The sequence below is a fragment of the Verrucomicrobiota bacterium genome, assembly GCA_039192515.1.
Classification (GTDB): domain Bacteria; phylum Verrucomicrobiota; class Verrucomicrobiia; order Methylacidiphilales; family JBCCWR01; genus JBCCWR01.
Genome location: JBCCXA010000021.1, coordinates 32,869 through 58,740, shown reverse-complemented (window position 1 = coordinate 58,740; position 25,872 = coordinate 32,869). Strand labels below are relative to the sequence as shown.

At 41.3% G+C, this 25,872-nt stretch carries 29 protein-coding genes and 1 tRNA gene; 16 read left to right on the top strand and 14 right to left on the bottom strand.

Going from position 1 to position 25,872, the window contains the following annotated elements; all coding sequences use genetic code 11:
• Positions 1-131: 131 nt before the first annotated feature.
• The 9 genes from sufC (at position 132) to AAGA18_10510 (ending at position 7,248) form a co-directional block, all read left to right on the top strand.
• Positions 132-896 carry a Fe-S cluster assembly ATPase SufC gene (sufC, locus tag AAGA18_10550; GenBank protein MEM9445778.1) on the top strand — a complete coding sequence of 255 codons (765 nt, stop codon included), beginning with the start codon at positions 132-134 and terminating at the stop codon, positions 894-896.
• A 36-nt stretch (positions 897-932) separates the two neighbouring features.
• Positions 933-2,339 (top strand): Fe-S cluster assembly protein SufB, encoded by a 1,407-nt coding sequence (sufB, locus tag AAGA18_10545; protein MEM9445777.1) that lies wholly within the window; start codon positions 933-935, stop codon positions 2,337-2,339.
• Positions 2,340-2,382: 43 nt separating this feature from the next.
• Positions 2,383-2,616: a ferredoxin gene (locus AAGA18_10540; protein MEM9445776.1), complete on the top strand. Its 234-nt coding sequence runs from the start codon at positions 2,383-2,385 to the stop codon at positions 2,614-2,616.
• 86 nt (positions 2,617-2,702) lie between these two features.
• Positions 2,703-4,097, top strand: coding sequence for a Fe-S cluster assembly protein SufD (gene sufD / locus AAGA18_10535; protein MEM9445775.1), 1,395 nt, complete (start codon positions 2,703-2,705; stop codon positions 4,095-4,097).
• Between the two features lie 5 nt (positions 4,098-4,102).
• Positions 4,103-4,657: a rhodanese-like domain-containing protein gene (locus tag AAGA18_10530; GenBank protein MEM9445774.1), complete on the top strand. Its 555-nt coding sequence runs from the start codon at positions 4,103-4,105 to the stop codon at positions 4,655-4,657.
• The gene (locus AAGA18_10525) at positions 4,654-5,175 is read left to right on the top strand and encodes an iron-sulfur cluster assembly scaffold protein (GenBank protein ID MEM9445773.1); all 522 of its coding nucleotides are present in this window, start codon (positions 4,654-4,656) and stop codon (positions 5,173-5,175) included. The genes AAGA18_10530 and AAGA18_10525 overlap by 4 nt, the downstream gene beginning before the upstream one ends.
• Positions 5,175-5,714 (top strand): putative Fe-S cluster assembly protein SufT, encoded by a 540-nt coding sequence (gene sufT, locus AAGA18_10520; protein MEM9445772.1) that lies wholly within the window; start codon positions 5,175-5,177, stop codon positions 5,712-5,714. Before AAGA18_10525 ends, sufT begins: the two co-directional genes overlap by 1 nt.
• 132 nt (positions 5,715-5,846) lie before the next feature.
• Positions 5,847-6,704, top strand: coding sequence for a hypothetical protein (locus tag AAGA18_10515; GenBank protein ID MEM9445771.1), 858 nt, complete (start codon positions 5,847-5,849; stop codon positions 6,702-6,704).
• Between the two features lie 43 nt (positions 6,705-6,747).
• Entirely contained in the window at positions 6,748-7,248 is a 501-nt protein-coding gene (locus tag AAGA18_10510) for a hypothetical protein (protein MEM9445770.1), read from the top strand.
• A 316-nt stretch (positions 7,249-7,564) separates the two neighbouring features.
• On the opposite strand, the gene AAGA18_10505 is transcribed toward AAGA18_10510, so the two are convergent.
• The 4 genes from AAGA18_10505 to AAGA18_10490 all read right to left on the bottom strand — a co-directional run bounded on the left by AAGA18_10505 (position 7,565) and on the right by AAGA18_10490 (position 11,468).
• Entirely contained in the window at positions 7,565-7,726 is a 162-nt protein-coding gene (locus AAGA18_10505) for a hypothetical protein (GenBank protein MEM9445769.1), read from the bottom strand.
• 39 nt (positions 7,727-7,765) lie between these two features.
• Complete coding sequence (locus AAGA18_10500) at positions 7,766-8,482, bottom strand: DUF4410 domain-containing protein (GenBank protein ID MEM9445768.1); 717 nt, start codon at positions 8,480-8,482, stop codon at positions 7,766-7,768.
• Positions 8,483-8,556: 74 nt separating this feature from the next.
• Positions 8,557-10,194, bottom strand: coding sequence for an MlaD family protein (locus AAGA18_10495; GenBank protein MEM9445767.1), 1,638 nt, complete (start codon positions 10,192-10,194; stop codon positions 8,557-8,559).
• Positions 10,191-11,468 carry a paraquat-inducible protein A gene (locus tag AAGA18_10490; GenBank protein ID MEM9445766.1) on the bottom strand — a complete coding sequence of 426 codons (1,278 nt, stop codon included), beginning with the start codon at positions 11,466-11,468 and terminating at the stop codon, positions 10,191-10,193. Before AAGA18_10490 ends, AAGA18_10495 begins: the two co-directional genes overlap by 4 nt.
• 233 nt (positions 11,469-11,701) lie before the next feature.
• On the opposite strand from AAGA18_10490, the gene AAGA18_10485 reads away from it, so the two are divergent.
• Positions 11,702-12,412, top strand: a complete 711-nt coding sequence (locus tag AAGA18_10485) for an ion channel (GenBank protein ID MEM9445765.1) — start codon at positions 11,702-11,704, stop codon at positions 12,410-12,412.
• A gap of 186 nt (positions 12,413-12,598) precedes the next feature.
• Here the strand turns inward: AAGA18_10485 and AAGA18_10480 are convergent, their stop codons facing one another.
• The gene (locus AAGA18_10480) at positions 12,599-13,474 is read right to left on the bottom strand and encodes an FHA domain-containing protein (GenBank protein MEM9445764.1); all 876 of its coding nucleotides are present in this window, start codon (positions 13,472-13,474) and stop codon (positions 12,599-12,601) included.
• Between the two features lie 56 nt (positions 13,475-13,530).
• Here AAGA18_10480 and AAGA18_10475 point away from each other — a divergent pair, with 56 nt between their 5' ends.
• A complete protein-coding gene (locus tag AAGA18_10475) occupies positions 13,531-13,653 on the top strand; it encodes a hypothetical protein (GenBank protein ID MEM9445763.1) in 123 nt (40 codons plus the stop codon).
• Between the two features lie 49 nt (positions 13,654-13,702).
• Complete coding sequence (locus AAGA18_10470) at positions 13,703-14,515, top strand: SAM-dependent chlorinase/fluorinase (GenBank protein ID MEM9445762.1); 813 nt, start codon at positions 13,703-13,705, stop codon at positions 14,513-14,515.
• 16 nt (positions 14,516-14,531) lie between these two features.
• Here AAGA18_10470 and AAGA18_10465 read toward each other — a convergent pair whose 3' ends face one another.
• Positions 14,532-14,915: a DUF393 domain-containing protein gene (locus AAGA18_10465; GenBank protein MEM9445761.1), complete on the bottom strand. Its 384-nt coding sequence runs from the start codon at positions 14,913-14,915 to the stop codon at positions 14,532-14,534.
• Between the two features lie 81 nt (positions 14,916-14,996).
• Here AAGA18_10465 and mazG point away from each other — a divergent pair, with 81 nt between their 5' ends.
• On the top strand, positions 14,997-15,785 hold the full coding sequence (mazG, locus tag AAGA18_10460; GenBank protein MEM9445760.1) for a nucleoside triphosphate pyrophosphohydrolase: 789 nt from the start codon (positions 14,997-14,999) through the stop codon (positions 15,783-15,785).
• A 1-nt stretch (position 15,786) separates the two neighbouring features.
• Here the strand turns inward: mazG and AAGA18_10455 are convergent, their stop codons facing one another.
• From AAGA18_10455 to AAGA18_10445, 3 genes are read right to left on the bottom strand one after another with little or no spacing between them, the layout of a single operon-like run.
• Entirely contained in the window at positions 15,787-17,091 is a 1,305-nt protein-coding gene (locus AAGA18_10455) for an N-acetylmuramoyl-L-alanine amidase (protein ID MEM9445759.1), read from the bottom strand.
• 4 nt (positions 17,092-17,095) lie between these two features.
• Complete coding sequence (locus tag AAGA18_10450; protein MEM9445758.1) at positions 17,096-17,680, bottom strand: hypothetical protein; 585 nt, start codon at positions 17,678-17,680, stop codon at positions 17,096-17,098.
• A 51-nt stretch (positions 17,681-17,731) separates the two neighbouring features.
• The gene (locus AAGA18_10445) at positions 17,732-18,787 is read right to left on the bottom strand and encodes an OmpA family protein (protein ID MEM9445757.1); all 1,056 of its coding nucleotides are present in this window, start codon (positions 18,785-18,787) and stop codon (positions 17,732-17,734) included.
• An 89-nt stretch (positions 18,788-18,876) separates the two neighbouring features.
• Here AAGA18_10445 and AAGA18_10440 point away from each other — a divergent pair, with 89 nt between their 5' ends.
• Positions 18,877-19,887, top strand: coding sequence for an endonuclease/exonuclease/phosphatase family protein (locus tag AAGA18_10440; GenBank protein MEM9445756.1), 1,011 nt, complete (start codon positions 18,877-18,879; stop codon positions 19,885-19,887).
• A gap of 10 nt (positions 19,888-19,897) precedes the next feature.
• On the opposite strand, the gene AAGA18_10435 is transcribed toward AAGA18_10440, so the two are convergent.
• Positions 19,898-20,410: a hypothetical protein gene (locus AAGA18_10435; protein MEM9445755.1), complete on the bottom strand. Its 513-nt coding sequence runs from the start codon at positions 20,408-20,410 to the stop codon at positions 19,898-19,900.
• Positions 20,411-21,090: 680 nt separating this feature from the next.
• On the opposite strand from AAGA18_10435, the gene AAGA18_10430 reads away from it, so the two are divergent.
• Entirely contained in the window at positions 21,091-21,456 is a 366-nt protein-coding gene (locus AAGA18_10430; GenBank protein MEM9445754.1) for a hypothetical protein, read from the top strand.
• A 469-nt stretch (positions 21,457-21,925) separates the two neighbouring features.
• On the opposite strand, the gene AAGA18_10425 is transcribed toward AAGA18_10430, so the two are convergent.
• Positions 21,926-22,273: a hypothetical protein gene (locus AAGA18_10425; protein MEM9445753.1), complete on the bottom strand. Its 348-nt coding sequence runs from the start codon at positions 22,271-22,273 to the stop codon at positions 21,926-21,928.
• A gap of 82 nt (positions 22,274-22,355) precedes the next feature.
• Between AAGA18_10425 and AAGA18_10420 the strand changes: the two genes are divergently transcribed.
• A tRNA-His gene (locus AAGA18_10420) sits at positions 22,356-22,431 on the top strand.
• Positions 22,432-23,582: 1,151 nt separating this feature from the next.
• Here the strand turns inward: AAGA18_10420 and AAGA18_10415 are convergent.
• Genes AAGA18_10415 through AAGA18_10405 form a run of 3 tightly spaced genes read right to left on the bottom strand, consistent with a single transcriptional unit; the run spans position 23,583 to position 25,850 of the window.
• The gene (locus AAGA18_10415) at positions 23,583-24,122 is read right to left on the bottom strand and encodes a hypothetical protein (GenBank protein MEM9445752.1); all 540 of its coding nucleotides are present in this window, start codon (positions 24,120-24,122) and stop codon (positions 23,583-23,585) included.
• A 38-nt stretch (positions 24,123-24,160) separates the two neighbouring features.
• The gene (locus AAGA18_10410) at positions 24,161-24,970 is read right to left on the bottom strand and encodes a hypothetical protein (GenBank protein MEM9445751.1); all 810 of its coding nucleotides are present in this window, start codon (positions 24,968-24,970) and stop codon (positions 24,161-24,163) included.
• 13 nt (positions 24,971-24,983) lie between these two features.
• Complete coding sequence (locus AAGA18_10405) at positions 24,984-25,850, bottom strand: hypothetical protein (GenBank protein MEM9445750.1); 867 nt, start codon at positions 25,848-25,850, stop codon at positions 24,984-24,986.
• Positions 25,851-25,872 lie beyond the last annotated feature (22 nt).

The following is a 25,872-nucleotide window of genomic DNA, read 5'->3' as shown; positions in this document are numbered from 1 at the left end:
ATATAATAGCTGCTATAATTATTGTATAAGAGGAATTTTGCATAATTTTTTCAATTATTAATTATTATTATAACTAAGAATTGAAATTTGATGCTCTTGCAGAAAATCGGACTGAGTCTATATTAGCACAAATGAACGCGTTAGAGATCAAAGATTTACAAGCTAATATCGAGGATAAGGAGATTTTGAAAGGACTCTCATTAACAGTCCCTAAGGGTGAAGTTCACGCGATTATGGGACCTAATGGTTCTGGCAAGAGCACTCTAGCTAAGGTTCTTTCTGGGCATCCAGACTATGAGGTTACAGGGGGATCAGTTACACTCGATGGTCTAGATATTATGGAATACGAAGCTGATGAAAGGGCTCGTATGGGACTGTTTCTTGCGTTTCAGTACCCAGCAGAAATTCCAGGTGTCACAATCGCCAATTTTCTCAGGGCAGCTCTACAGGCTCGCCTTCCTGAGGGGGAGGAAGTAGATGCAGTAGAATTCTATGAGCTACTTTATAATAAGATGGATGAACTAGGCATGAAGCATGAATTTAGCTCGCGAGCGGTAAACGATGGTTTCTCAGGGGGAGAAAAGAAACGCAATGAGATTCTGCAAATGTCTATCTTGCAGCCCTCCTATGCTGTATTGGATGAAACAGATAGTGGTTTGGATATCGATGCTTTAAGGGTTGTTTCCGATGGTGTCAATAGACTAAAAGGAAAAAATATGGGGATACTTGTCATCACTCACTATCAAAGATTATTGGATTACATCGTTCCTGACTATGTTCACGTCATGGTCGAGGGTCAGATTATAAAGACTGGAGATAAGGAACTTGCGCTTGAACTTGAAGAAAAAGGTTATGATTGGGTTGTGAAGGATTTTGCGGAGCCAGCAGGTGCTTGAGCATAAAAATGAAATTCTAATAAGAGTATTTACAATATGAGCGAAAAACCAGATTTGCAGTTTGAGGCGGACCACGGGAACTTCAAATACGAGGAAGATTACGAATTTGACGCAGGTGTAGGACTTAGCGAGGCAACCATCAACTATATATGCGATGTTAAAAAAGACCCTGATTGGTTAAGAGAATTTCGTTTGAAAGCTCTCAAGACTTTTGAAAAGAGACCTACTCCAACGCATTGGGCCACTAAAGATTTAGAGAACATTGAGTATGATAAAATTCGTTACTATTTGTCTAAAGGGCAAGCGCCTAAAAGAACATGGGAAGAAGTTCCTGATGATGTGAAGAGAACCTTCGAACGTCTCGGCATACCGGAAAAAGAACGCAAGTTTTTAGCTGGAGTTGAAGCACAGTTCGATAGTGAGGCAGCTTACTCTAATATTAAAGCGGCAGTTTCTGAACAAGGTGTTATCTTTGTAGGAAGCACCGAAGGTCTTCATAAACACGCAGATATCTTCCGCCGTTGGTTCGGGAAAGTTATCCCTACAGGTGATAATAAATACGCAGCTCTAAACAGTGCAGTCTTTAGCGGGGGTAGTTTTATCTATGTGCCACCTGGAGTTAAGGTAAAGCATCCGCTTCAAGCCTATTTCAGAATCAATGCGCAGAACTTTGGCCAATTTGAGCGTACCTTGATCATTGCTGATGAGGGTTCGGAAGTTACTTATATGGAGGGCTGTACAGCTCCCAAGTTTGATACGGCTACTCTCCATAGTGCTGTAGTGGAGCTTGTGGCATTGAAGGGAGCAAAGCTTCAATATATTACTGTACAGAACTGGGCCCCTAATGTTTTCAACTTGGTTACTAAGAGAGGCATTGCGATGGAGGAAGCAGAGATCAAATGGATCGATTGTAACATTGGTTCTCGCCTTACCATGAAGTATCCTGGGGTTATTTTGAAAGGTCGCAAAGCCAGAGGTGAAGTAGTCAGTATTGCTTTGGCTAATGATGGGCAACACCAGGATACAGGTGCAAAAATGATTCACGCAGCGGATGAAACCTCTAGCAACATTGTGGCTAAGAGTATTAGCATAGGTGAGGGACGTTCCTCTTACAGAGGTTTAGTTCATATCCCGAAGCATCTCAAGAAGTGCAAAAATAACACGGAGTGTGATGCACTGCTCATTAACCAAAAATCCCGGACCGATACTTACCCTGCTATCTCAGTTCGGGGCCAGGGAAATAGCGTGCAGCATGAGGCGAGTGTGAGTAAGGTAAGTGCGGAGCAAATCTTTTACATGCAGCAACGTGGACTTACAGAAGCCCAAGCCATGAGCCTGAGTGTGAACGGCTTTGTAAACGATTTGGTGAATCAATTTCCTATGGAATATAGCGTTGAGCTCAAAAGGTTAATAGATCTGGAAATGGAAGGCTCGGTCGGCTAACATCCTACCAGTAAAGATCAGAAGAATGATAAAGGAGTAATAAATGGCTAGTGAAGAAGATAAGTATGACCAGAATGTCAAAGGAATTTACTATGTGGATAACCAGTGTATAGACTGTGATCTATGCCGCGAAACTGCACCTGAAAACTTTACTCGCGACGATGATGGTGGACATTCCTTTGTCTTCAAACAGCCTGAAAGTGAAGAAGAGAAATCTCAATGTGATGAAGCAATGGAAGGGTGTCCAGTAGAGGCTATTGGCGATGATGGCTCTTAGAATTTTATTTTATCTCGACAATTCAAGTATTTATAGCTTCGGTGTAAAAATTTAATAATCTACAAGGTATCAATTTGAACACGATAATGACAGAGTCAGTTCCAATTTTGGATGGAGAGCTTCCTAGTGAGGAGCCAGTGCCTAGCAGTTGGTGGGCAGAACGTCGTAAGGCAGCATGGGAAAAATTCCAAGATCTTCCCATGCCTAGTGCAAAAGATATCGACTGGCGTTTTGCTTCAGTTCGGTCACTTCGATTAGATGCATTCCAGCGCTTTGAGGCCACCGAAGATAGTATTTCTAAAGTTATTGATAAGAGTCGATTGGGTATCGAATCCGCGGGCCAGCTGGTTTTTGCCAATGATAAGCTTCAAGATTTCTCCAGTATTACATCTTCCTTCAAAGAACAAGGGGTTATTTGGACTTCCTTGTCAGAGGCGGTTACGGAATATGGTGATCTTGTTGAGAAGTATTTTATGTCTCAGCCGATCGACCTTGGATCAGAAAAGTTTGCCAGCTTACACGATGCTTACTGCCAAGCGGGTAGTTTTCTCTATGTTCCTAAAGGAGTTGAAGTTGAGTTGCCGTTTTTAGCATTCCACTGGTTATCAGGTGAGAACGCATCTGTTTTTCCTCATACATTGATTGTTGCTGAGTCTATGAGCAAAGTTACCCTTGTTGATTTTTACCAGTCTTTAGGAGATGACCCAGGGTTGGCTTGTTCATTGAGCGACCTCTATGTGGGAGAAGGGGCGCAGGTCAAGTATGTGGCTAATCAAAATTGGAGTGAAAAAGTTCAGTCTTTTCAAATCAATGCCACTGAGTGCGCCAAGGATTCTGCTGCAAGGAGCCTTTATATTAATGTAGGCGGTAAATTTTCTAGGATCGAGAACCAAAGCCGTTTGATGGGCAGTGGCGCTAGGAGTGAGATGTTGGCGGTTACCGCATCGCATGATAAACAAGAGTTCGATCAGAGAACTTTGCAAAACCATTGTGCTCCGCATACCTGGAGTGATCTGCTTTATAAAAATGCGCTCTCGAACAAGTCACGATGCATTTTCTCTGGACTTATCATGGTGCAGGAAGAAGCAGCTCACACAGATGCCTATCAGACTAATCGCAATCTTCTTCTAAATCCTCAGGCGGAGGCCGACTCCATGCCCGGCTTGGAGATACTTAATGATGACGTAAAATGCAGTCATGGATCTACGACGGGGCAGGTAGATGAAGAAGAACTGTTTTATATGCTAGCGCGTGGTATCGATGAAAAAAAAGCAAAAGAGCTTATCGTTCAGGGTTTCTTGGATGAGGTCACAACCCGTTTAGAATTGGACCAGGTTGAGGATTGGATTCGCCAAACAATAGCCAAGAAATTTGTTAAGACCAAAGCCATTGAGGATGTAAAAGAAGATCTTGTATCTGCTAAAGTTTCTTCCGCAGCAGAAGAAACGGTCGATCTGCGCAAACTTCAAGGATTGGAGTGACCAGCATGTCTGCTCAGGCGCTCATCTCCGGTGATAGCACTATGGAAGAGGTGCTGAATGCCTTCCCGGGCGCTAGGCGTGCACTATTTAGACACTTTCATATCGGAGGGTGTGCTAGTTGTGCGTTCAAAGATTACGAGACTCTAGCACATTTATGTGAGAGAAACGAGAATCTGGATGTTAGCCATGTGATTGAAACAATTGAGCAAGGGCATGAGCAAGAAGAGCTTCTCCTCTTAGAGCCCCAGAAAATTCACCAATTAGTGGTCGAAAGTCCATCTAAAATCCATCTTATAGATGTGCGCTCGCGAGAAGAGTATGAAGCTGTTAAAATTGAGGGATCCAAGTTTATGGATCAAGAGCTGATGCAAAAACTTATGAATTTTACAGAGGATGATGGAGAGATTATACTCATAGATCACCAAGGAAAGCATGCCTTAGATGTTGCTTCGTATTTGATTGGTCATGGAGTTAAAAGTGTTAAATGCATGAGGGGTGGAATTGATGGTTGGGCCGAAGAAGTTGATTTAGAAATGGCCCGTTACGAGCTGCAAAAATGAGTCGAGAGTCTGAAAAATCTAGTTCACCTATGGATGGACCAGTAAAAACGCAAAACATGGGGGAGCTAAAGGACGCAGATAGCGTAGGGACAGCGGGCAGTCCCGGGTGTGGAGATATGCTACGCATGTGGATGAAATTCAGGGACAATGAATCGGGAAATAAAGTTATAGATCAGGCTACATTCCAGTCCTTTGGCTGTGAAACAGCTATAGCGGTAGCGAGTGTTGCTACAGAGCTCTTGCAAGGTAAGACGGTAGAGGAGGCAAGAAGCATGAAGGGGGAAGAGCTCTCCGCTCCTCTAGGGCCGCTTCCACCTATGAAAATACATTGCGCAAGCTTAGTGGAAGAGGCCATGAAGCAAGCGCTCGATAATTTCTCAAAGGAGGAAAAAGTTTCTATGAAGAGCATGGATATTCCCGATCAAAAAGGCACCCTAGTAGATAATATGCAGGCTTTATCAGCTTCAGGACAAAAAGCAAAAATTGTATTTAAAGACCGCAAAACAAAGGATTTATAGTGTCTGACGAAATAAAAGTCTCAAGAGAAATCAGTGCCGTTCGTATACCGAGTGGTGAGAAGTTTGCTATTCCAGAAAATACTGAGGTGATGATCACGCAGTCACTTGGAGGATCCTATACGGTAGTAGGAGCTTTTGGCATGGCTAGAGTAAATGCTGAGGATGCCGATGCCATAGGCCAAGAAGTCGCTAATAAAGACCATAAAATTGCAGCTGAAGAAGGCAAAAGCTTAGAGGATCGGGTTTGGGAGCAATTGAGGATGGTTTATGACCCAGAAATTCCCGTAAATATTGTGGATTTGGGCCTGGTCTATCAGATGGATCTTAAAGAGGCAGAAGATGGGAAAAAGAGAGTAGAGGTGCAAATGACTTTAACAGCACCCGGCTGTGGGATGGGGCCCACAATTCAAGCGGATGCTCAAAATCGTGTCATGCAACTCGATGAAGTGACTGAAGCTGAGGTTGAGCTTGTATGGGAACCAGCCTGGGACCAAGGGATGATTAGCGAGGTTGGTAAAATGAAACTTGGAATGATGTAGGTAACTTCAGGGATTAACTAGCTATCTTTTCTTATTTTTTAAAATTAGACCCTATCTTTTCTAAATTCCGTCAGCTATATTGTAATTATTGGTTACGGTTTGTGCTCCGCTAAGAAATTAACGGAGTTTTAAATGGCGATTACTGGAATAGGTGGTTCTACATTTTCACCATCTGCATCTTTTGCGTTGTCATCCTCACAGAGAAGCATTGCAAAAGATTTACAATCGCGTACTCCAGCGAATTTTGTAGGGACTGACTCCTTCTCCCAGAACGTTTCCTCAACCACATCTCAAGAAGACGGGGTCCTGATTAGTGCTCGACTTGGAAACGTATCTCGTGCGACACAAGGAGCCAGTCTCTCCAGCCTTTTTGCTATTGGTCTAGGCCAAGCAAACAGTGAACAACTAAAATCTATTAAGGACACATTAAGCAGTCTTAAGCAGCTATCTCAGCAAGCTGAATCCACTATTTTATCAGCAGATGAGAGAGCGGTGCTTTCGAATTCATTCTCTGATCTGAGAAAATCTTTAGATGAGACTTTGCGGGATGCTGCTTTTAAGGGAACTAAAATATTCCAGAACAAAACGATCGATACAGTCATCAATGAAAATGGCTTCACTCAGGAGTTTAGGCTACAGAGCCTGTCTTCCGATACATTAGGGCTTACCAGCACATCGGTTTCTGATAGCACTCAAGCAGCGGCAGCCACCTCATCAATTACTACTGCAGAAACAGAGGTGAATAAAAGAATTGCCTTCGTAGATAGTCAGCTATCTAAATTTAATTTCTATATCACAAACACTCTCTCACAAAGATCTGTGGTGGGTTCAACTAGCCAAAATTATGCGGATTTAGGGACTCCGAGTTCTGGTTCATCAACGATAAATGCTGATGTTCTTTCAGGGGCTAGCCTATCTGCGCAGACGAATATTAACAGGCTGTCAGTGATTGATTTGCTATCCGAACCAAAGTTTGGGACACCCATATAATTTTTAGCAACTTTGTCCGACCGGGAGGGTTCTATCTTTTATTATGAGAAAAGTAACTCTATTCAAAAATCAAGTGAATCGCACATTTTGTAAAAATTTAACATACCTTTCGGTTTTACTTATTTTACCCTGCGCTACAGCAGTGGAAGTAAATGCAAAAGGTCCGGGTGGAGGGGATCATAGGGAGAAAATACGTGAGAAAATGCTCGAGAGGTTTGATGAAAATGGAGACCGGCAATTAGATGAGAAGGAAAAGGCGAATGCTAAGGAATTTCGTAAACAACAGAGTATAGCAGGTAAAGGCCGTAAAGGTAAGGGTCCCATGCACGGGAAGATGCGTCAAAGAATGCTTGAGCAGTATGATGAAAATAATGACGGTGAATTAGATGAATCTGAGAAGGAAAATCTTAAACTCGATATGTTGGCCAAGTGGGATAAAGACGGAGATGGGGAGTTAAGTGAGGAAGAGAAAGGTGCCCGTAGAGAAGAATTTAAAAAGCAAATAGAAGAGTACAGAAAGAATAAGCAAGAGTCTCAAGAGTAACGTTCAATTCGAATAATGCCATGGAGACTTAAAAGATCTGCGCAAAATCTTGTCCTCAAGAGCCATAGAGTCATCTAAAGGTATGACCTATTGAGACTCATGTCTCTAGATTATCCTGATTGACGCTCTCAAGCTTGATAGTTTCGTCCTCGCTTGGCTATTGGATATATTTTCGTGGAATCTCTCTTTCTTGCAGATCAAGCTATGATGCAGCGGTTTCAATTTCTATGACCTAATTCGGTTTAATCCAATTAATTGGACTAGATTATACTCGGAGTTATCTGAATCATGACTCCGAGCACCAAAGGATAGATACCTAGAAGGTTGCTTTATACTTTATTGGTTCCATCCGATTTTCCTCAAGATTTACGGAATTTGGAGACCAACCATCCCGTTCGCGGCGCTCTTCGTAAGGAGTAGTAGAGCAGCTAGCTAGGACAAGGCTGGTTATTGCCAAGAGACTCCATAATGTTTTCATAGTGCTGAACCTAATAATAACTATGGCGAAATCAATCCTTTATTGAATATTGAGAGGTTGCCCGGTTTGTTTTGGATTAAGCCTATCTTCTTCAGCTATCCAGCCCTTCTGGAAATAAAAATCTGAGATTTCTGCAGTAATCATACGTGAAGTTCTTAAGGTATCTTCAGTTAGCCCTTTGGCAGATCCGCTAATTGCTGAAACAGCAGCACGGATTGCACTAGCTGTGGCTGCACCTGATACAGCACCTGGCATAGCTCCGCTTCCACCGGTAGTTCTAAAAGTCAGGAATGGCAGTTGAGAGGTAGATGAGTTAGACAAGTTGTAGACATATACGGCCGTTTCCATTTTAGTTCCTCCAGCGCCAAAGCCGATACCTGCTCTGAGCGCTCGACTTCCTTGATTAACCAGAGCAAAGGAACCCGTGACTAGGATATGATTTCCAGCAGGTGCTTGATCAGCTGCGAAAACCGCATAGCTTGGACCAAGGTGTTTACGAAACCGCTCCACCAAAGCTGTAGTCATCATTTTCTGTGTATCCCTTTTGAACTCAGCGAGTTCCTGGCCTTGGCGATCAACGTTGAATTCTCCAATGGTGCTAAAGTCAGTGATGTAGATTGTTTGAGGCTTAGTTGATGGCGCGAATGCAGAATTGTGTCTAGTTAAATCGGTGCTAACTGAAGCGCAACCAACCATGCCAAGAATAGTGATACAACCAATAATGCTTCTAGATAAGTAGGGAATTCTTTTCATCATCAATTTCTGGTTGAAAGTATGTTGTAAGGCCTTTATGTCAATTGCAATAGAGCTCTTAAATTTCTCCAGGTAAATCAGTTCAAAGGGATGGTAGGCTTCCAGGAGGACCAGTTTTTGCCTGGTTCTTCATAAAGGGTATATCTTGCGCCATCCTCTGCCTCTGCACCCATGTTTTTATTTTCAGGGGTCACAAAAGAAACCGCACCCTCAAAAACACCTGTAAAGGATTGTGTTTTAACTTGGAGTCCTCCCATGAGGCTAAGTTGACTATCGATTCCGCTCACATTCCAGAAGCGGGAATTTTGTCTGACTAAAGCTGCATAACGTTGCTCAATAACTGCTTCGATTTCTACTGAAGTGCCATCAGAAGCAAGTGCAAAACCTTCTATCTGTCCAACCTGAAAGCCCCGGTAATAGACTGGAGAGGCTTTGGCTAGCTTGCCCACTTGATTAGCTAGCAGGGTAACCCTTAGTCCTTCCATGGGTTGGTACATTTCTCTTGGATAAGAAATTAGATCAAAACGATCTTTCAGTTCACCTGTCCCTTCGCCCTCTTCGATTTTGATGTAGGCGCCTTTTAAAATCTGAGTGTTAATACTTAAGCGAGATAGGCCTTCAATTTGAATTTCTGGATAAACCAAGATAAATTGGGTTCCATCTTTTGCCAGGTGTTTAAGTTTTCTTTCTAGGGTTACTTGGGCAATCATTTCTTCCCCATCCTCAGAAAATTCAATACTGCTGACCGTGCCTACGGAGACGCCTTTATAACGCAATTCTGTCTTCTCAGGAGTGATGCCAATGCCATCTTCAAGATTTAGCTCAATCACATAGTCGTGATCACCTTTAGAGGTATTGGCAATTTTTGCTGATTTCCGCAAAGCTTCATCATCAGACCTAAAAAATCTGAATTGGTCATCGTTTTCTGCCAGTGGAGCTGGATTAGTCTCTTGGTCAGGAGTGACAGCTATTATGCCGCCATATGCTACTGAAATAAGCGAGTCAGATTTAACCTCAATACCGTCGACGCCGACATTGATATTGATACCGCTGTAGTCGATAAAAATAGAATTTTTATGGATTAATTTTTTGTATTCTGCGTCTATGCGAACATCAATTTGAGACATGTGAGTTTCTGTGTCAAAATCTAGTTCTTCGACTGTACCGATCGGGTGCTTTCTAAAAAGGACTGGGGCACCTGCTCGCAATGAGGGCATTTCGCGGGAATAAATGGTGACATAAAGATCGGGAGAATTAGGATCTCTAGGAGGTGGGCCTTCTAGTCCTCTGAAGGAAGAAGTGAGAGGTCCCTTCCCCGCTTGTATATTGATGTGATTTCCTGCGATGAGTGTATCGAGCCCTGTTACACCTTCCAAGCCAATTTGTGGGTAAACAATCCAAAACTGGCTACCAGAGCGAGCTAACTCGCTAGCTGACGGATATAGATGAGCTTTCACGATGACAGTTTGTAGATTAGGAGAGAGCTTTACAGAGTCGACAAGCCCTACTTTCACTCCGTCATACTTCAGTGCTGTTTTGCCTTCAACAAGCCCCTTAGCACTTTTAAAGATAATCTCGATCTCGGGGCCTCTTTCAGAGATGGTTTGATAGATTAAATAAGCTGTTACACCAATAGCGAGGACAGGCACTATCCAGAATAAAGGGAGGCCTTTCTTTTGGTGTATTTTAGTTTCTGGATGGTCTGCGCTGCTCATGCGGGTAGGGGACTTTCTGGTTGTTGGTTTTCTTGTTTGATTTCTTCAGAGTACTGCCAAAAGGCCTTGGGCTTAAAGGAGTTTGCCGCGAGCATGGTGAAAACAATCATACCGCAAAAGGGAATAGCTCCGATTTCTGGATCGACTGTGGCAACAATGCCAAGTTGTCCAAGAGCTACGAGGATAGAAAGAACAAAAATATCGACCATAGACCAGCGACCAAGTGCCTTGACCCAGAGGAACAATTTGGTTTTGAGTAATGGATTCTGTCCGTTTTTATAAGTGAAAAATAGCGTATATAGGGTAATTATTTTTGCAACAGGAACGATCATACTCGCAATAAAGACCACGACCGCTGGTACGATGTCCCCATGGTGCCATAGGTATTCTATTCCACCCATGACAGTGTATGAGCCCCTATCTGCTTTGAGAATAATCGTCATAACAGGAAAGATGTTACCAGGCAGGTATAAAAGTGTTGCGGAGTGAAGGAACCACCAAGCTTGTTTAAAGCCTTTGTCGTCATGGTCTTCTAAGGATGCTTGGCAAACCGGGCATGATTGGTTGGATGCATCGCCCTCGCTCTCCAATACCGTTCCACAGTGATTACAGACAATTATATTTTTTACTTCTGCATGATGTTCTTTTTTCTGCGGAGCTTGCTGGCGTAAACGTTGCCAAATCCTTTTAGGCTCTAGCATCCCTAGTGAGATGCTAGAAAGTAATACAAATGCAAACACACAGAAAAGACCAGGTCGAGTTGCCACATCGCCCATGCCGAGGAGCTTTATGGCACCAACACCTAGTCCTACCAAGTAGATGTCCAGCATGCCCCATTCTTTGAATTCAAATAAAAAGTTCCATATTTTACGGGAAACTCCATGCAGTGGTTTAAAAAGTATGGATCCACAAGCAACCATGATGAGTAAATGAAGCAGGATGGGGGCTAGAAAACTTGTGAATAGAACCATGAAAGCAGTGATCGGACTCCCTTGTACATAAAGCAGGGTAAAACCGGAGATGATCCAGTTTTCTTTCCATTGTCCGCTATAGTTGAAGTAGAGTATGGGAAAAATATTGGCAGGTAGCAGAAGACATAAGCTTCCTAGAGAAAAAGCAAAAGCTTTGATGATAGTCGAGTCATGACGTTCCTCTAGGTCCTCATTGCAGCGAGTGCAAGTGGCTATTTCACCTTCTTGAAGCCGGGGCCTTTGTTGAGTCAGACCACAGACCGAGCAAGAGATAAGCCTGGAAGAAACGCAGATTCTGCTCACGCTCAAAAGTTATCAATGGCATTCCTGCACGCAAGAGAAAAGCAAATCCTATTACTATGTATATGGCGACTTTTATTGGTCATGAAACCGTTAAAGAGAAAAGCACTTAGTATTCTAGATGGCATCCGTTGAGGTTGAGGAATAGAGTTCAGTTGCAAATTAAAACGCAGGAGCTAAGAATTCAGTAGTGACCGATGTGAATAACTTGGCGCCGTTTGAGACACAAAGAAAAAATGAAATATTTACCTGACCATGTAAAAATCATGAATGGATTAGTTCAGAGATTACTGGATTGGAAATATAGTTGTTTTTTTATCAATATTCTTATCATCGTCTTTTTAGAACTAGCAAATACTGAACAAAATAGCCAAGGAGGAGGGAGTTTTTTTAGGCGTCTTTTTTTAGGTGTTGCTATGGCTCTTATAGCCTACCCTTTGTTAAAGAAGTCTCAGCATAGACTGTTCATGTTAGCATTCTTTGTTTTGGTTAGTGTTTTTGTGCAGGCCGCATATTTCCTGAATCGAGAGGTTGAAGTTACTTATTATTACATTATTCATATTGCTGCCGTGTTGCGTATGAGTTTTATGCTCCTTGTTCTGATCTTAATCATTCGAGATATACTTAGTAAAAAGTCTTTAGTTTCCGATGATGTGATGGGCGCTTTGAGTGTTTATTTGATGTTCGGTTTGTTATTTGCGGATGCCTATATCTCAGTTTTGGCTCTAGACCCGGAGAGCACGTTGAGCATTCCATTTGAGCAATTGAAAATAGGTGATATCTACTATTTCAGCTATATTACGCTTTCCACTATTGGTTATGGAGATATCACGCCTGTATCACCTATAGCCCGCGCTTTGACTATTCTGGAAGGCGTCATAGGTGTTATGTTTTTAGCGACAATGGTTGCTAAGGTAGTATCTGAGTTTAGCGTGCACAAAGAGTGATATTTACTGAGTAAATTAGATGGCTGATTTAACCCAGATGATGTCATAGAAATTGAATGAGATGTCTAGAAGCTTGAGCCACAAGAAAAAGAGAGTCGACGTAGATAGACTAAAAAGGAGCTATCTTCGAGGAGATTTTATGTCTTTTGGTGCCAAGATTTTAAAGTCTCTATAACATTATTCAGGTTAAGGCTTTTTGCTAAACATTTTGCCGAAGATGCCTGTCATTTTATCTTTCTTATCATCATCCTTGGAGAGGTTCTTCCAAGTGATGGGCCCGGTAACCTTGGCAGTCTTTCCTCGGAGGACTCCGGGATCAACCTTTTCGGTGAGAGCAGGGCTAGCATTTTGTCCAGAAGCAGCTTCAGCGGATTCATCATCAAGCTTAATATTACGCTGAAGTTTTAAACTCATTTGCAACTGAACTGTGCCCACAACAAGTTCGTCACCAAGTTGAATAATTTCATCGGTAACTAATTCGCCATTTACGAAGCAACCGTTTGTAGAGCCTAAATCAGCAATCCGAATGCAAGTTGGTTCTATAGTGATGGTCGCATGGTGCCCAGAGACTGAACTATCGGGCAGGATAATGTCACAATCTTCAGCTCTTCCGATAAGGTTCTTGGTCTTTTTTAAGTAGAAGACAAATCCTTTAAAGTCCGTATTGAGAACTTCGAATGATGCGGAATAGTTTTTGAGATCTGTTAATTTGATGGCCTCTGATTTGCGGTCGACAGCTTCAAAGATCGAACTCAACGATTCCTCATCTGTTTGCCCATTGTCTTCGAGTTGAGCTAATTGGAAGAGTAAGGCATCGACAGATTCGTTAAAAAGCATTTGAGGTGCTGAAACACTCTCTGTCCATTCTACCGTCGACCCTTCAGTAAGTAATAAAGTAAACAATGCTAATAGGCCTGACTTATCTTCAGTTTCGGCATAAACGACCTTGCCGTGATGCAGATAGATTTCGCCATTCTTAGAAGTAGAAGCAACGTTGAGCCGCCCCGTTTTGAAAGATTGTCCATGAAATTGTAAGTATTCTGGTAGTTGATTGTTTGACATATGTAAGGCAACTGAATCCTAGAAATAAATTATTGACTCTGATATGTTATGGCATAATGGTTCCGGAGTTAAAGCTAGAAATCGAGAAAATTATCATTAATGTATTTGAAGACTGCCTAGCCGAAATGGCTTATTTTTTAGAAAAGGGTGTTGTGTCGGTATATGAGAAAGGTGTTTGAGACAATATTGGGGTTTTTGCTATGTTTGGTGTTGATAGGATGCGAGCCCATGATTGAGGAACCTAAGTTACCAGTGATAGGGTTGATAACTGATTTTGGAGATAAAGACTGGTACGTTAGTCAGATGAAGGGGGCAATCCAACAAATAGAACCAGATGCTAGAATCATAGATCTTACCCATCATCTAGAAGCCTTCAAAGTTGAAGAAGCCTCTTTTGTTGTAGCGAAAGCCGCTAGATATTTTCCCAAAGGATCGGTCTTTGTAGTCGTTGTTGATCCTGGTGTAGGGACCGAGCGAAAGGGTATAGCTGTTGAAACGAAGAGTGGAAATATTTTTGTGGGCCCTGATAACGGGGTGTTGAGTTATGTTTATGCGCAACAAGGTGTAGCGAAGGCGCATTTATTAGAAGAGGCTAAGTATTTTCTGAGAGAGCAGGTTTCTACGACCTTTCATGGGAGAGATATTTTTGGTCCTGTAGCAGCCCATTTGGCTAATGGTGTGCCAATGACGGATCTGGGACCTGAGGCTGATAAGCTCTTGCAGCTAGAACTACCGAAGCCTGTAAAAGTTGATAATCGGCTCAAAGGAGAGGTGGTGTATATAGATCATTATGGTAACGCCATTACCAATATTACGCGTGAGGAAATGCAAGATGCACAGTATGATCTTTTAGTTAAGGTGAGGATAGGTTCAACAAGAGCCTCTATTCCATATGTGGAGACCTATGGAAAAGGGCCTACCAATAAAAGGCTCTTTTGTCTTATCAATAGTGAAGGGGATCTCGAGTTTTCGGTAAATAGTGGAAATGCTGCCAAGGCTCTAAAATTAAAAGTCGGGAATAAGGTAGAGATTCAACTCTAGGATTTGAGACAAATATCTAGATCTTGCATGCATTCAGACCGAGTAGCCGTGATATATAGTGTCGGTTTTTTGCAATAGCCCGGTAGCCTAACTGAGCGAAGAACCTAATGACGGGTAGCGTAATGAAAGTGCCAAGCCAGCCGTAGTTAGGGAGTAGCTTGAGAGTATCTGCGATTGCTAGTGAATCAAAGCTGTGGCGTCCCTGCGCGTTTAGAAATTGAACTCCTAAGTCAACATGCTCGGGATCTATTTGAGGGTGCTTATGAAGCGTTTCTTTGTCATCATAACGAACAAATCGTATGAGCTTTTGCGTGTCCCTGGATGCCATCCAGTCGACACTGGCCTGACAAAAGCCGCAATCTGAGTCGTAAAAAAGAAGGTTGCGTGATTTCTCTGACATGGTGTGATCTTGTTACTATATAAGTTAACACATTTTATGAATTTCTAAACCAAGAAAGATTCGACCTATATTATGTCAGCTATGGAAAAATTACTAGAGGTTATGTCCCGTTTAAGAGGTCCTGGAGGCTGCCCTTGGGACCAGGAGCAAACCCATCAGTCTATTCGTCCCCAAGTCTTAGAAGAATGTTACGAGCTTCTAGAAGCGATTGATGAGCAGGATGACAAGCTCATGAAAGAAGAGCTTGGAGATGTGTTGCTGCATGTAGTTTTTCATTCCCAATTAGCGAAAGAAAGAGGGGCTTTTGATTTTGAGGATGTTTCTTGTAGCATAGTAGATAAGCTTATTCGCAGACATCCTCATGTCTTTGGTGATCAGAAGGTTAGTAGCAGTGACAAAGTTTTGCAAAAATGGCAGGAGCTTAAAGCAAAAGAAAAACCTGAGAGAACTGGAGCCTTAGATGGCATACCTAAGGTATTACCTGCATTGATAGAAGCGCAGGAAGTACAAAAAAAAGCGGGACATGTTGGCTTTGATTGGGCGGAGGTCAAAGAGGTCATGCTCAAGCTTCGTGAAGAAGTGGAAGAAATACAAGAAGTCTTGGATAACATTAGTGGAGAGCAAGACGCCCAGGCTAGGTTGGAGGAAGAGGTTGGAGATTTATTCTTTGTGGTGGTTAATCTAGCTCGTCATTTGAAATGTGATGCCGAGCAATCTTGTCGCCTGGCAACGCGTAAATTCCGCCATCGTTTTGAGCAGGTAGAAGAAATGATTCAAGCAAGAGGGATGAGAATGCAAGATTGTTCTTTAGAAGAAATGGAGCTATGTTGGCAAGAAGTCAAATCAGGCGAGACTATCAAAGGAGGATAGATCATTCCTTGTCGGATGAATAATATTTGATGATGCCGTCGACAATGCCTTCGGCAAACTCTCGAAAAAGGCTTCTTTGAGGAATATTATCTATGATGCGAATTCCTTCGTAATCGCCTTGGATAAGGCGGTTGAAGGTTTTCTTGTCATTCATATAGGGGCCTTCAATAAAGATGACCGGTCCTGGATATAAGCGGTTGGCCAAAAGGTTTCTTGACCACACATAATCATTTTCACTCACGCGGTTAGCCATAGGCCAGCTATCATAGTTTTCTGGTGAAACATCCCATTTCTTTACCAGCTGTTCGATGATCTTTTCTGACATATCAATCTCCTTATAGATAGATTTTTCCAATACTTTTCGCATTAAGTGGTAGCGTTGCCATTCATCGTCTATCTCTTCAGAGGTATAAGAACCATTTGTGAAGATGACTAATTTATTGACGTTAAAAAGTCGTGGACGCATCGGGTTACGATCTGGTGCAGCATTGAAATGTACACAGATAGTGAAGTCAGGATTAAGTTTGGCAATTTTTTCAGCGCGTGCAGAAATTTCAAATACTCGGTAAAAGAGGAGGTTGGACCATAGCATGACACGCGTGAGTGTGCGGCTGTTTGTGTAGCGCAAGCTTCGGTCTGTCTCTAGCTTATTGCTATAGATTTCGAGTGTTTCGCCAAAGAGGTGATGAGGTCTTAAAGAAGTGACGGGATTTTGGTCCTCCCGTGTCCAAACGACTGTCGCACCAGATGCTCTTAACAATCTTTCAATGTGCTGGCAAGTAATAGTGGTTAAGTCACCCTCTTTAATGGGCGGATAGTTTCCATTGCGAACTTGCATGTGTCGTTCTTCAAGTTTGGACCATATTCCACCGATATGTCCTGGATCTAAGCAGATACGTTTTCCGTATAGTGGAAGGGGGCGGTAATTAAAGGATAGCTTGTTGAAGAATTCAAAGCGGTCCTTTTGTTCTTGAAGACTTTGAGGATCCTGTGAGAACAAGAGTGTCCATAGTGGCTTTGATTTTTCTATGTCCTCATAGACTGTGACGGATTGATCGGTAATTTCTAGGTATTCATAGATATAGCCATCGATTGAATAATATTTATTAAGCAGTGCTTCGAACTCTTCTCGATCAATGCTTTGTTGGTACTTATTGAGTAGCCGCCACTCTGGAGACTCGCCTGAAAGTGAAATGTTGGCAAATGTGTTTTTGGTTTTTAACAGAAGTAGGGCGAGCGGTAGGATAATGACCCAACTAGGTAGATAAATTGATCGAGACAATGTATTTGAAATGCTCGCCCCCATGGGGTTATTTATCGGTCATACCTAGTTTTTTATAATCGACCTTCAGATCAGAGATAGTACCTGTGGTGCAATTGATATTGGCAGTGCCGAAGCGGACTTCCTCGCCATCTTTCAGACCCAGCATGGTTACCCGCCAATGAGAAGGCGCTAGAGGTCCTTTACCTTTCTTTTTTAGCCATAGACCTATGCTAGAAATTTTGATGCCTCGAAGCTCAGGAGCCTCTTTTAGTATTTTGAGCACATCAGGTGAATCGATTTTTAGTGTATCTTCAAGAATAATTTCTTCCTGTTTATAAGCAGCCATGCGGAATTTTTCTAGTTGGGTAAAGCCATCACTAATTTGCACGATACTATTTCCTGCCACCCGCACGAGTGTTCCATTTTGTTCTGCATAAGGATCATAGAATAAAATATTCCATTCATTGGGTAAAACGACGGGAGAATTAGGCTTACCCTCTATCTGCACTAGGCTGGTTTTAGCTATTTTGTTGACCTTTTTTTGGGCAAGCTTGTAAGCCTCTATAGCAGTTAAGTCTTTTGCCCATAGTGGGCTTGATATAAGCGTGAATATAAGGACTAGAATTCGCATGGTTTATAGATTTAGCAGAGGTGAGAAAGAGGTTCAATAGTTATTGGTCCTTCACGGTATAGTCTGGTTTGAAGTAGGGGTTAGAATTTGGGAAACGGTATCTGCAGGGCTTGATGTGGAAGGTGGTGAGAATAAAGTAGATAGTGATTGCTCATCGAGCTTGATGATAATATCAACGCGTCTATTTTCTTTATTTCCTTTATCAGGATGGTTTTGAGAAATAGGGGTGGTGTCGGCTCTGCCTATGGCTGTCATACGGCTGGGGGAAACTTCTCCGACCTGCTGTAGATAACGCACAGCAGCGGTAGCTCGAGCCGAAGAAAGCTCCCAGTTGCTAGGGAATTGCTCGCGCAAGGCGGGCCCGATCGGAACATTGTCGGTATGGCCTTCAATAAGAACAGGTATATCTGGAAGCTCGTGATTGAGAATTAAAGCAACCTTATTGAGCAAAGACTCAGCGGGTGATGGAATGATTTCAACAGGGTAACCATCGGACTGTGGTTCAGATTCACTGGGGAGTGGAAGGGATGCCTCATCTTCCGCTACTTCGGGGTTCTCAATGATTGTGGCGTTATCGGGATCTTCGATGGGCGTTGCTGTTTCAATAGGTGTGCCGCTTTGAATTCTTACGGAAGCAGGAACAAATAAAAAATCATTTGGTATACGAATAATAAACAAATCTTCCTGTTTGAGCAGAGATATCTTACTAGATTCGATTTCCTGAGCTAAGCGTTGACGCATGCTGGTCCAAAGCTTTTGACGCAATCGTATATAATTTTGCTTTTCTTCAATAGCCTCGAGCTGGTCTTGGAATTTTTTCTTTTCTAATTTAATTCTCGCTTGCTCGGATTGGGAGAGCTGTTTGCGGTTTTGCTGTAGCAACGTTTCAATGCTTTGATGCGCAGTTCTAAGCTGCTCTACTTGGAGGGATAAATCTTGGTATTCTTCAATAAGGAGGCGGTGTTGTTCTTTGTAGCTAGCCAACTCTTGTTTGCTTTGAGTTGATTCAAAGAAGGCGAATAGCGCAATAGAAAAGAACAGGAGAGCAACTAGTCCTGTTAGTCCAACTGCTATCCGATTTGGTTTTGTACTACTTGCAGATACCATATAAAATCAGTCTCTATAAATGTTATATAAATATCACTTTCATAGAATCAATGAGTAAGGCTAGTATGAATTTTTATTAGTGTAAAGCGATGGAAAGCATAAAAAAAGCTACGAGTCCATTCTGCCAAGTATTAAGATTTATCTCAGTCTATCTGAAGCTATCTCTTTTGCTTTCACAAGCCTCCGCTTTTGAGGAGCCGATGATTTCTGCTCCTGAAACATGGACAGCCAAGTCATTCTCGTCAAAGAGCCAGGAGGATGAGATAGGAAAATCTATCATGGTTTGGAATGTCAAATGGTTTCCTGGAGGTAATCCTGATGCGACATCATCCCAGAAAAAATCACAAATTCAAGGTGTTCGGAAGGTCCTAAAAGAGGAGCAACCTTTTCTTCTATTTCTTTGTGAAGTAAGATCACTCAAAACCTTGATGAAGTTAGAACCGGAACGCCTTAAATATAAAAAAATAGCGTGTACTTATATCCCAAGGGTTGCTGACGAAGGAGTTGGACTACCACTCCAAAGTCTTGCCTTTTTAAGTCAGGTGCCCTGGGAGGCGTCGTGGGTGATTGATTTTAGCCAGTTTGCACTGACTAGGGATAGGCCGAGGAGAGGTATTATTGCAATCCAATTCAATTTAGGTGAGAGAGGAAAACTATTTGTTTATGGGGTGCACTTAAAAAGCAATATGGGATTGGCGAGTAATAATCGCTTAAAGCGGGAACGAGCTATGAGATATCTCGAGTGGGATTGGAAGCGTGTGGGTGTAGATTGGGTGCATGATGAAATTATTGTGCTAGGTGATTTTAATCACTCACTCCTGAATCCCGTCTATGAAAGTGAAGTGTCTATTCGTAGGTTATTAGATAAGGGTTTCTCTGATGTGATGAATGGAGCTCCATGGCAGGACCGCTTGACCATTCATTCAACTTATGGTTTCGCTAGTGATGTGTTTGACTACATTCTCGTTACTTCAAAAATACGGCGCTATGCGAAGGCTGCTAGGGTCATGGAATTAGAAAGGCACCAAATTAGTGACCACAGTCCTTTACTCCTAGAAACAGATGGATTGGTTGAACAGTTGTTAACAAGCAATGATTAATAGTGGTAGCTTACTTCTTATCAAGCAGGCGCTGGTTATATTGTCTACGTGCCTCGTCAGGGATTTGCACTATGATCTTTTGGGTCATATAGGCTTTTTCACTGACATCGTCAGCTTCGGTAAGGTCCTGGTTGCCTTGGCATTTGGCAATATATTTTTCAAACATATCCAGGGCATCACGTCGGTTCATAAGATGTTTGTCATCAACCAACTCTAGGCGTTCTGTGTGGTTTTTGTAAGTGATTCTGATTTTTCCATCGATCAAGAGCTGTAGGAGAATTCCGACCGTGTGTACACTGGTGTAACCCAGTTTGAAGATAAATTCATCTATTTTTTGGCTGAGATAAATAGTGTTGGTGGTGGGAACGATGAGCTCTTCGTCATTAGGCCACTGGGTCTCGGTAATGGTAATATTTTGCGGTGTTGACTGGCTGCGCTGCTTGATCTCCCTTTCAGAATCTAGTTTTATTTCGGTTGTTTGACTGCTGAGCCGGTGTTCTTTAGAGTAATCATATGGATTCATAAATTTTTTCTTCTTTATTGGATTACTATCTAACACATTTCGTCCCCTAAACGCTCAATATACATTCCGGAAATACATGCCCTTGTCTTTTGGAATTATATTCCAGATTATTAAGCAAATGTGGATCTCTAAAAGCTAAGGTGGGTAATCCCAAATAGCGCAAATAATAATTATAGTGAGTATAATTAGATGAATGCCGAAGCGCAATTTAGAGCTTCTGGCCGGCTGATTTGGCTATGATCCGTAACCGCAGGAACCATAGGGTAAATAAGATTAATGGATGGCAGTTCGGTAGTTTGTGTAACCCCCGGCAATGAGGGCAAAACTTTTCACTTAATAGTTCGATATAGATATCTTGGACTGGATGATAATAGCTAAGTTGCTAAGGGCCTAAATAGAATGCTTAATACCTCTCATAGACCTTTGACGTTAGAAGTAGTTACGCTGGTTTTTGCACTTATGTCTGGATTATTTTCTTCATTGCTCACCTGTATAGTATACCACAATTCGGATAAAGGATATTTGGGGTTGGAGTTTCTCTGGTGGTATCTACTCCCCTCAATGCTTACTTGTTCCTTTTTTTATTTAGCAGGTGATTTATTGCAACAAAGACTTTCAGATAATTCCTTCGATATTAGAACCGGATATGCTAGTTGGCGTTCTGCAAGAGGTAGCATTTTATGATTAAATATCTTCTATTGGTTCTAACCCTATTGGTATCTTGCACCAAAAAAGATGATTTAATCATACAATCAGTTACTATCGAGACGATAGAGTCGGGTTTAATTAAAGAGCTTACTGATCCAAGTGATTTTTCTGCGTTTTACCATTTCTATTTAGATCGAAGTTTTACCAGAGAGACCCATCCTAATTTCAGTTATATCATTGATATTCATTGGTCTAGGGGAAATGAAAGAGGGAGTAATAAATGGTATTATGACCCTAGGGGGTTTTATCAAATTTCGACTAAGCCAGTAACACCTTTATTTGTTTTAAAAGACGACTCTCTCAAAGAAGTTAGTGCTAAGACACTACAATCGAAATAGTGGCTGACGTAACTGGCGGCATGTTTCCTCCAGCTCGCTTCCAGGTTGTGAAAGTTGATAGGGAATGATAGTTAAAAATATTACTGATGAATTTAGTTTTAAAGAATTTTACGAATTGCCCAGTAAATACCTCGAGTTAGTCAAAGAGCTCACTGACTAGAGAAGAATGAGATTTTAGCTCATTTTGCAAAAAAATATTCATGAAAGGGTCTATAAGTTGTAAAGTTCCTATGAGCATAAATACTGAAATGATATTCCAAATAATGTTTCGACTTCACCACAATTTAATAGATCGAATTTATAGTCGGAGTAATGGATTCCACTGACAGTAGACCCCTTGGTTAAGGCTACAAAATCTAGGACTAGCTAGTTCTCAATTTCAAATAGACCGAAGCTAGGCTCATAGAGGGAAGACATAGATGAGGTATTGTAGGAGTCAATTCTCTAGAATTGGTTTTATCAGTGCCGACTAATTAGGATCCAGGGCTTCTAGAATCTTCTTGTAGGGCTTGGTATCTGATCTTGTTCCAAACCTTTTCTCCATCGCGTTAATGGATTGTTGTTCTTCATCTGTGCATCGTTTTTCGATGAATTGTTTAGCTGCTTGGGGATCAATACCCAGTTCATTGACCAACTCGCTCGAAATCTGAGTTAGGCGACTAATGGCTAGACCAAGCTTATCCGTCTTCAAGGTGCTGGCATAAGCTCCATAGATATCAGCCATACAAAGAAGAAATAAATGCTGAGCTAGAAAATCTTGGATTTCGGGGTCTTTGTCACTTGATTTATCTGATGGATTCTGCTTCGGCGGCTTCATAAAATTCTTATATCATAGCACACGAGAATTTGCTATTGAAACCGGCTCAGAAGCCATTACAATTTTAAGTTCGAAATAAATGGCGGTCGTAGCTCAGTTGGTAGAGCCCCTGATTGTGGTTCAGGTTGTCGCGGGTTCAAGTCCCGTCGATCGCCCCATTTCAAGCGCAGCTTGTATTATCCTAAAACAACGGGACGAGAGCTAGTTGTCTTGCCCATCGCGTAAGCGATAAATACAAGTTGTGGAGCAGCAATAAGCATAGGATAGGTTTCGCACATTCAAAAAAAGGGTCTTACATCAAGGTGAACTTAATTTTGCACCTATTTTTTGCTATTGGTATTGTGAAGAACTCAAGGCGATATTGAGACGGTCTGTGTAAGCTTTATCCTGATCTTTTACATAATACTTTAAAAATAAACTATTCCCTAAAGATCACTCATTATTCCAACAATATTCTTTAAATAATTTATCACCATCTAATTGGCCAATAACAAATGTTAGATACCATTCCTCGTTGAATTGAACATCCCGATTACCCCAAATAGTGGAAAAATGTTCTACGAGTTGTTCTAATATGAACGGCCCATAACTTACCGCCTCTTTAGTCCTAGCAAGTGCAATCTCTGTACCTAAATCCAGATATACGATAAATTCAAAAAATCTTCACAATCGACTAATTAGGTTTGACTGCATACACGGCTCAAAACTTCAATAAGACTTCATCTCTAAATTTCCATAAAGGCGCTGCCTTGCTAATGCTAAGTTCCTGAAATCCCTTCAATTCTTTTCGTCCAATCAGATAAATAGAGCTAACTTCATTGCCATTTGATACGACCTCGATTTCTAATTTATTTTTGTTATTTATGTAAATAAAATCTAATTCATCTGTATCACTTAAATTCAGATACCTCTTAGTAGACCAATCGGTTAATTTGACTATAGAATTGCCTTCTTCGCTTCTCTTAAATCATCCAACAGTAAATTTAAATTCATTGCTTTTTATCCTTGCACTCAGAACCCTAACTAGATACCCGTTGTCTTTTGGAATGCGAAATAAAGCAACCGGCAAGTGATCTCCAAATTCCCTACTTTTTTCGTTTATAGATAAGAAAAAATGATCGTTTTCTGAACTCTCACTACCTGAAATACAGATATACTCACCAGCCTGAATTAGATGAATACTAAATAAAAGTAATACAACTGAGTTTATTAGAACTTTATTTGACATTGTGCAATATCCAAAAAAATTAAGTGCGCTTCGATTTTTTCATTGCCTTAGGCGAATACCACCATGAAATTAGACTAAATCCTAATTTTCTGGTAGATGCGACAAGGTAACATTAGACCAGTAGGCGTCTGATTTTGTAATAGAAACCTCTTCTCTTAGATCGTCTTTGGAATTTCGTATAATTGCAGTTATAGCTCGAGTTTTCTCGTTATTATAGAACAAATTCCAAGTTATCTGAGCCTCGTCTTTAATTGCCACTACATCGTAATCAGGAACTTTCATAAATTTGCCCGGCTTAAAAAACCAACTCGTTATAATAAGTTGGCTTTTGTTTATGCCTCCTTCATCTGAATATTGTCCTATTTGAACTGTAGCTTCTATTTTTTTATTATCTTTATTATAAGAAAGCCGTAGAACACTGATAGCTATTTTACTATTGGAAGGAATTTCATAAACCCTCATGGGCACCCAATGCCCCAAATGTTCTTTATAAGGCTCTTCTAACCCAAAAAATATATATTGAGGAGCATCTAAGTCATTTGTGTATAAAACATGGTTTTCGGTCGAGGCTGATAGTCGGCTAACCAAAAAAAACGAAAATAATAACACACTCAATTTCATATTCTTAGGATTACAATTAGAATTAAAAATTAACAGTACTAGCTGCAGCCAGAATCTAATGTCGCCTTAACATCTTTTAAAGTGTCAGAATTTGTTGTTCCTCCCCCCACTGTAACTATAATCAGCGCGCCACCACCAGCACTACCACTAACAGATAAATCCCAAGTTGGCGTCCCTTCAACCTCAAGTGTTGAACCCATTCCAGATCTAGGTGCTAAAGGATTTAAACTTTTAGCAACATCAAATTTGATTTCCAATGTAACGGAAACTTTAAACGGGACTGTGACTTCTACGCCCGCACTACCTCCGGCACGAAAAGATATATCTAGCTTGCCGCTTGCTTTAGCCCCTCTTGTTCCGGTGACATTAGCACCTACTCTTGTCCATTTAGCTTCATCGCAACATCCATCAAAAAAAGAATAATTTCCTTGGAACTTTGCGTTAGGATTAATTTTTTTAGTTGAATCCGTATACGTCTTTGCCGCTTGGTCTACAAATTTACTAGATTGCTCTTTTGCAGCTTTCACTAGAATATCTTTGGCGTTCTTGGCAATTTCAATAGCCTCGTTTTTAATTCGATTTGCAGTCCAACCTAAATCTAAATCTTTAAGAAAGTCCTCCACCGCTGAGGTATCTATGTCTAGACTGTCAATTATTTTATTCGCCTCATCTTTATAATCTGTAGCAAATTTCTCTGCTTTCTCTGTTGCATCTGTAACTTCTACTTCTTTTTCATCTTTTCCTTTGGTAGGCTTAGCACCAGGAGGATTGCTGGCTAATATTACATTTGAAGTAAATACTGCACATATGATGGGCAGCGACATTGATTTTAGAATTGTGTATTTCATCTCTATATCTTCTTTAATTATTGTTGGTTAATAAATTGGTCACTTTATGATCTGCAAGAATTCCCTTTGAGGAATCAAGTAGTCGACTATCGTTACTACCCTCTTGGAGAGTATTCATTGCAAAATTAATAATTTGGTTTTGGTCTACGAGCTCCGCTTGACTTTCGCTAATACGATATAAGGCCATAAGACTTGTGCCAGCTGTTGCCGCATCCCCTTTATTCAGCTCATGCCAAAGGCGGCCAACAGCCTCAGCACCAACAATATTGTCATTAATTAAATGCGCAATGTGCTGAATGCTATAGTCTTTCATAGCCTCGGATGATGAATCAGAGTCAAGAATTCTTAATAAATCAGCATAAGCTGTTTCTGGAGTATCAACCCTTAAGGCAGTCATTAGCTCATCCCCTATCCAATTTCGATAGTTTTCATCCCAACCTGAATGACTTATTCCATCAAGAAAATCCATGATCTCATCATGCTTAAGCTTCAGATCAGGAGCTTGGCGAAGGTGATTTACAAACTCATAGGCATTATGACTCCAAGCCTCAGCTTTCATCGTAGTAAAGCCATTGTTATCTATTCTTTGATTTCCCTTGTTAGTAGCACTAGGCTGCAAAGCTTGCCTCGCATGAGTCGAAGTCTCTGCTTTTCCTAATACGTGATTTTTCTTATCGTCATGAATGCCGTGCGTGACACTTATTGCGGAAAGATCATTATAGTAACTTTCCTTATTTGTTAGCTTCGATTGCTCCTCTGTTATCTGGCCAGAATTATTCTTTTTTTTCTCCTTAGATGCAGCAAGCAACAAACAAAAGATTACTCCTATAGTCAATAGAGCTACAGGTGCAGCAAATTTAATATGAGATAAAAATTTCATTCTGTCGCTTAAGCCCCATTAC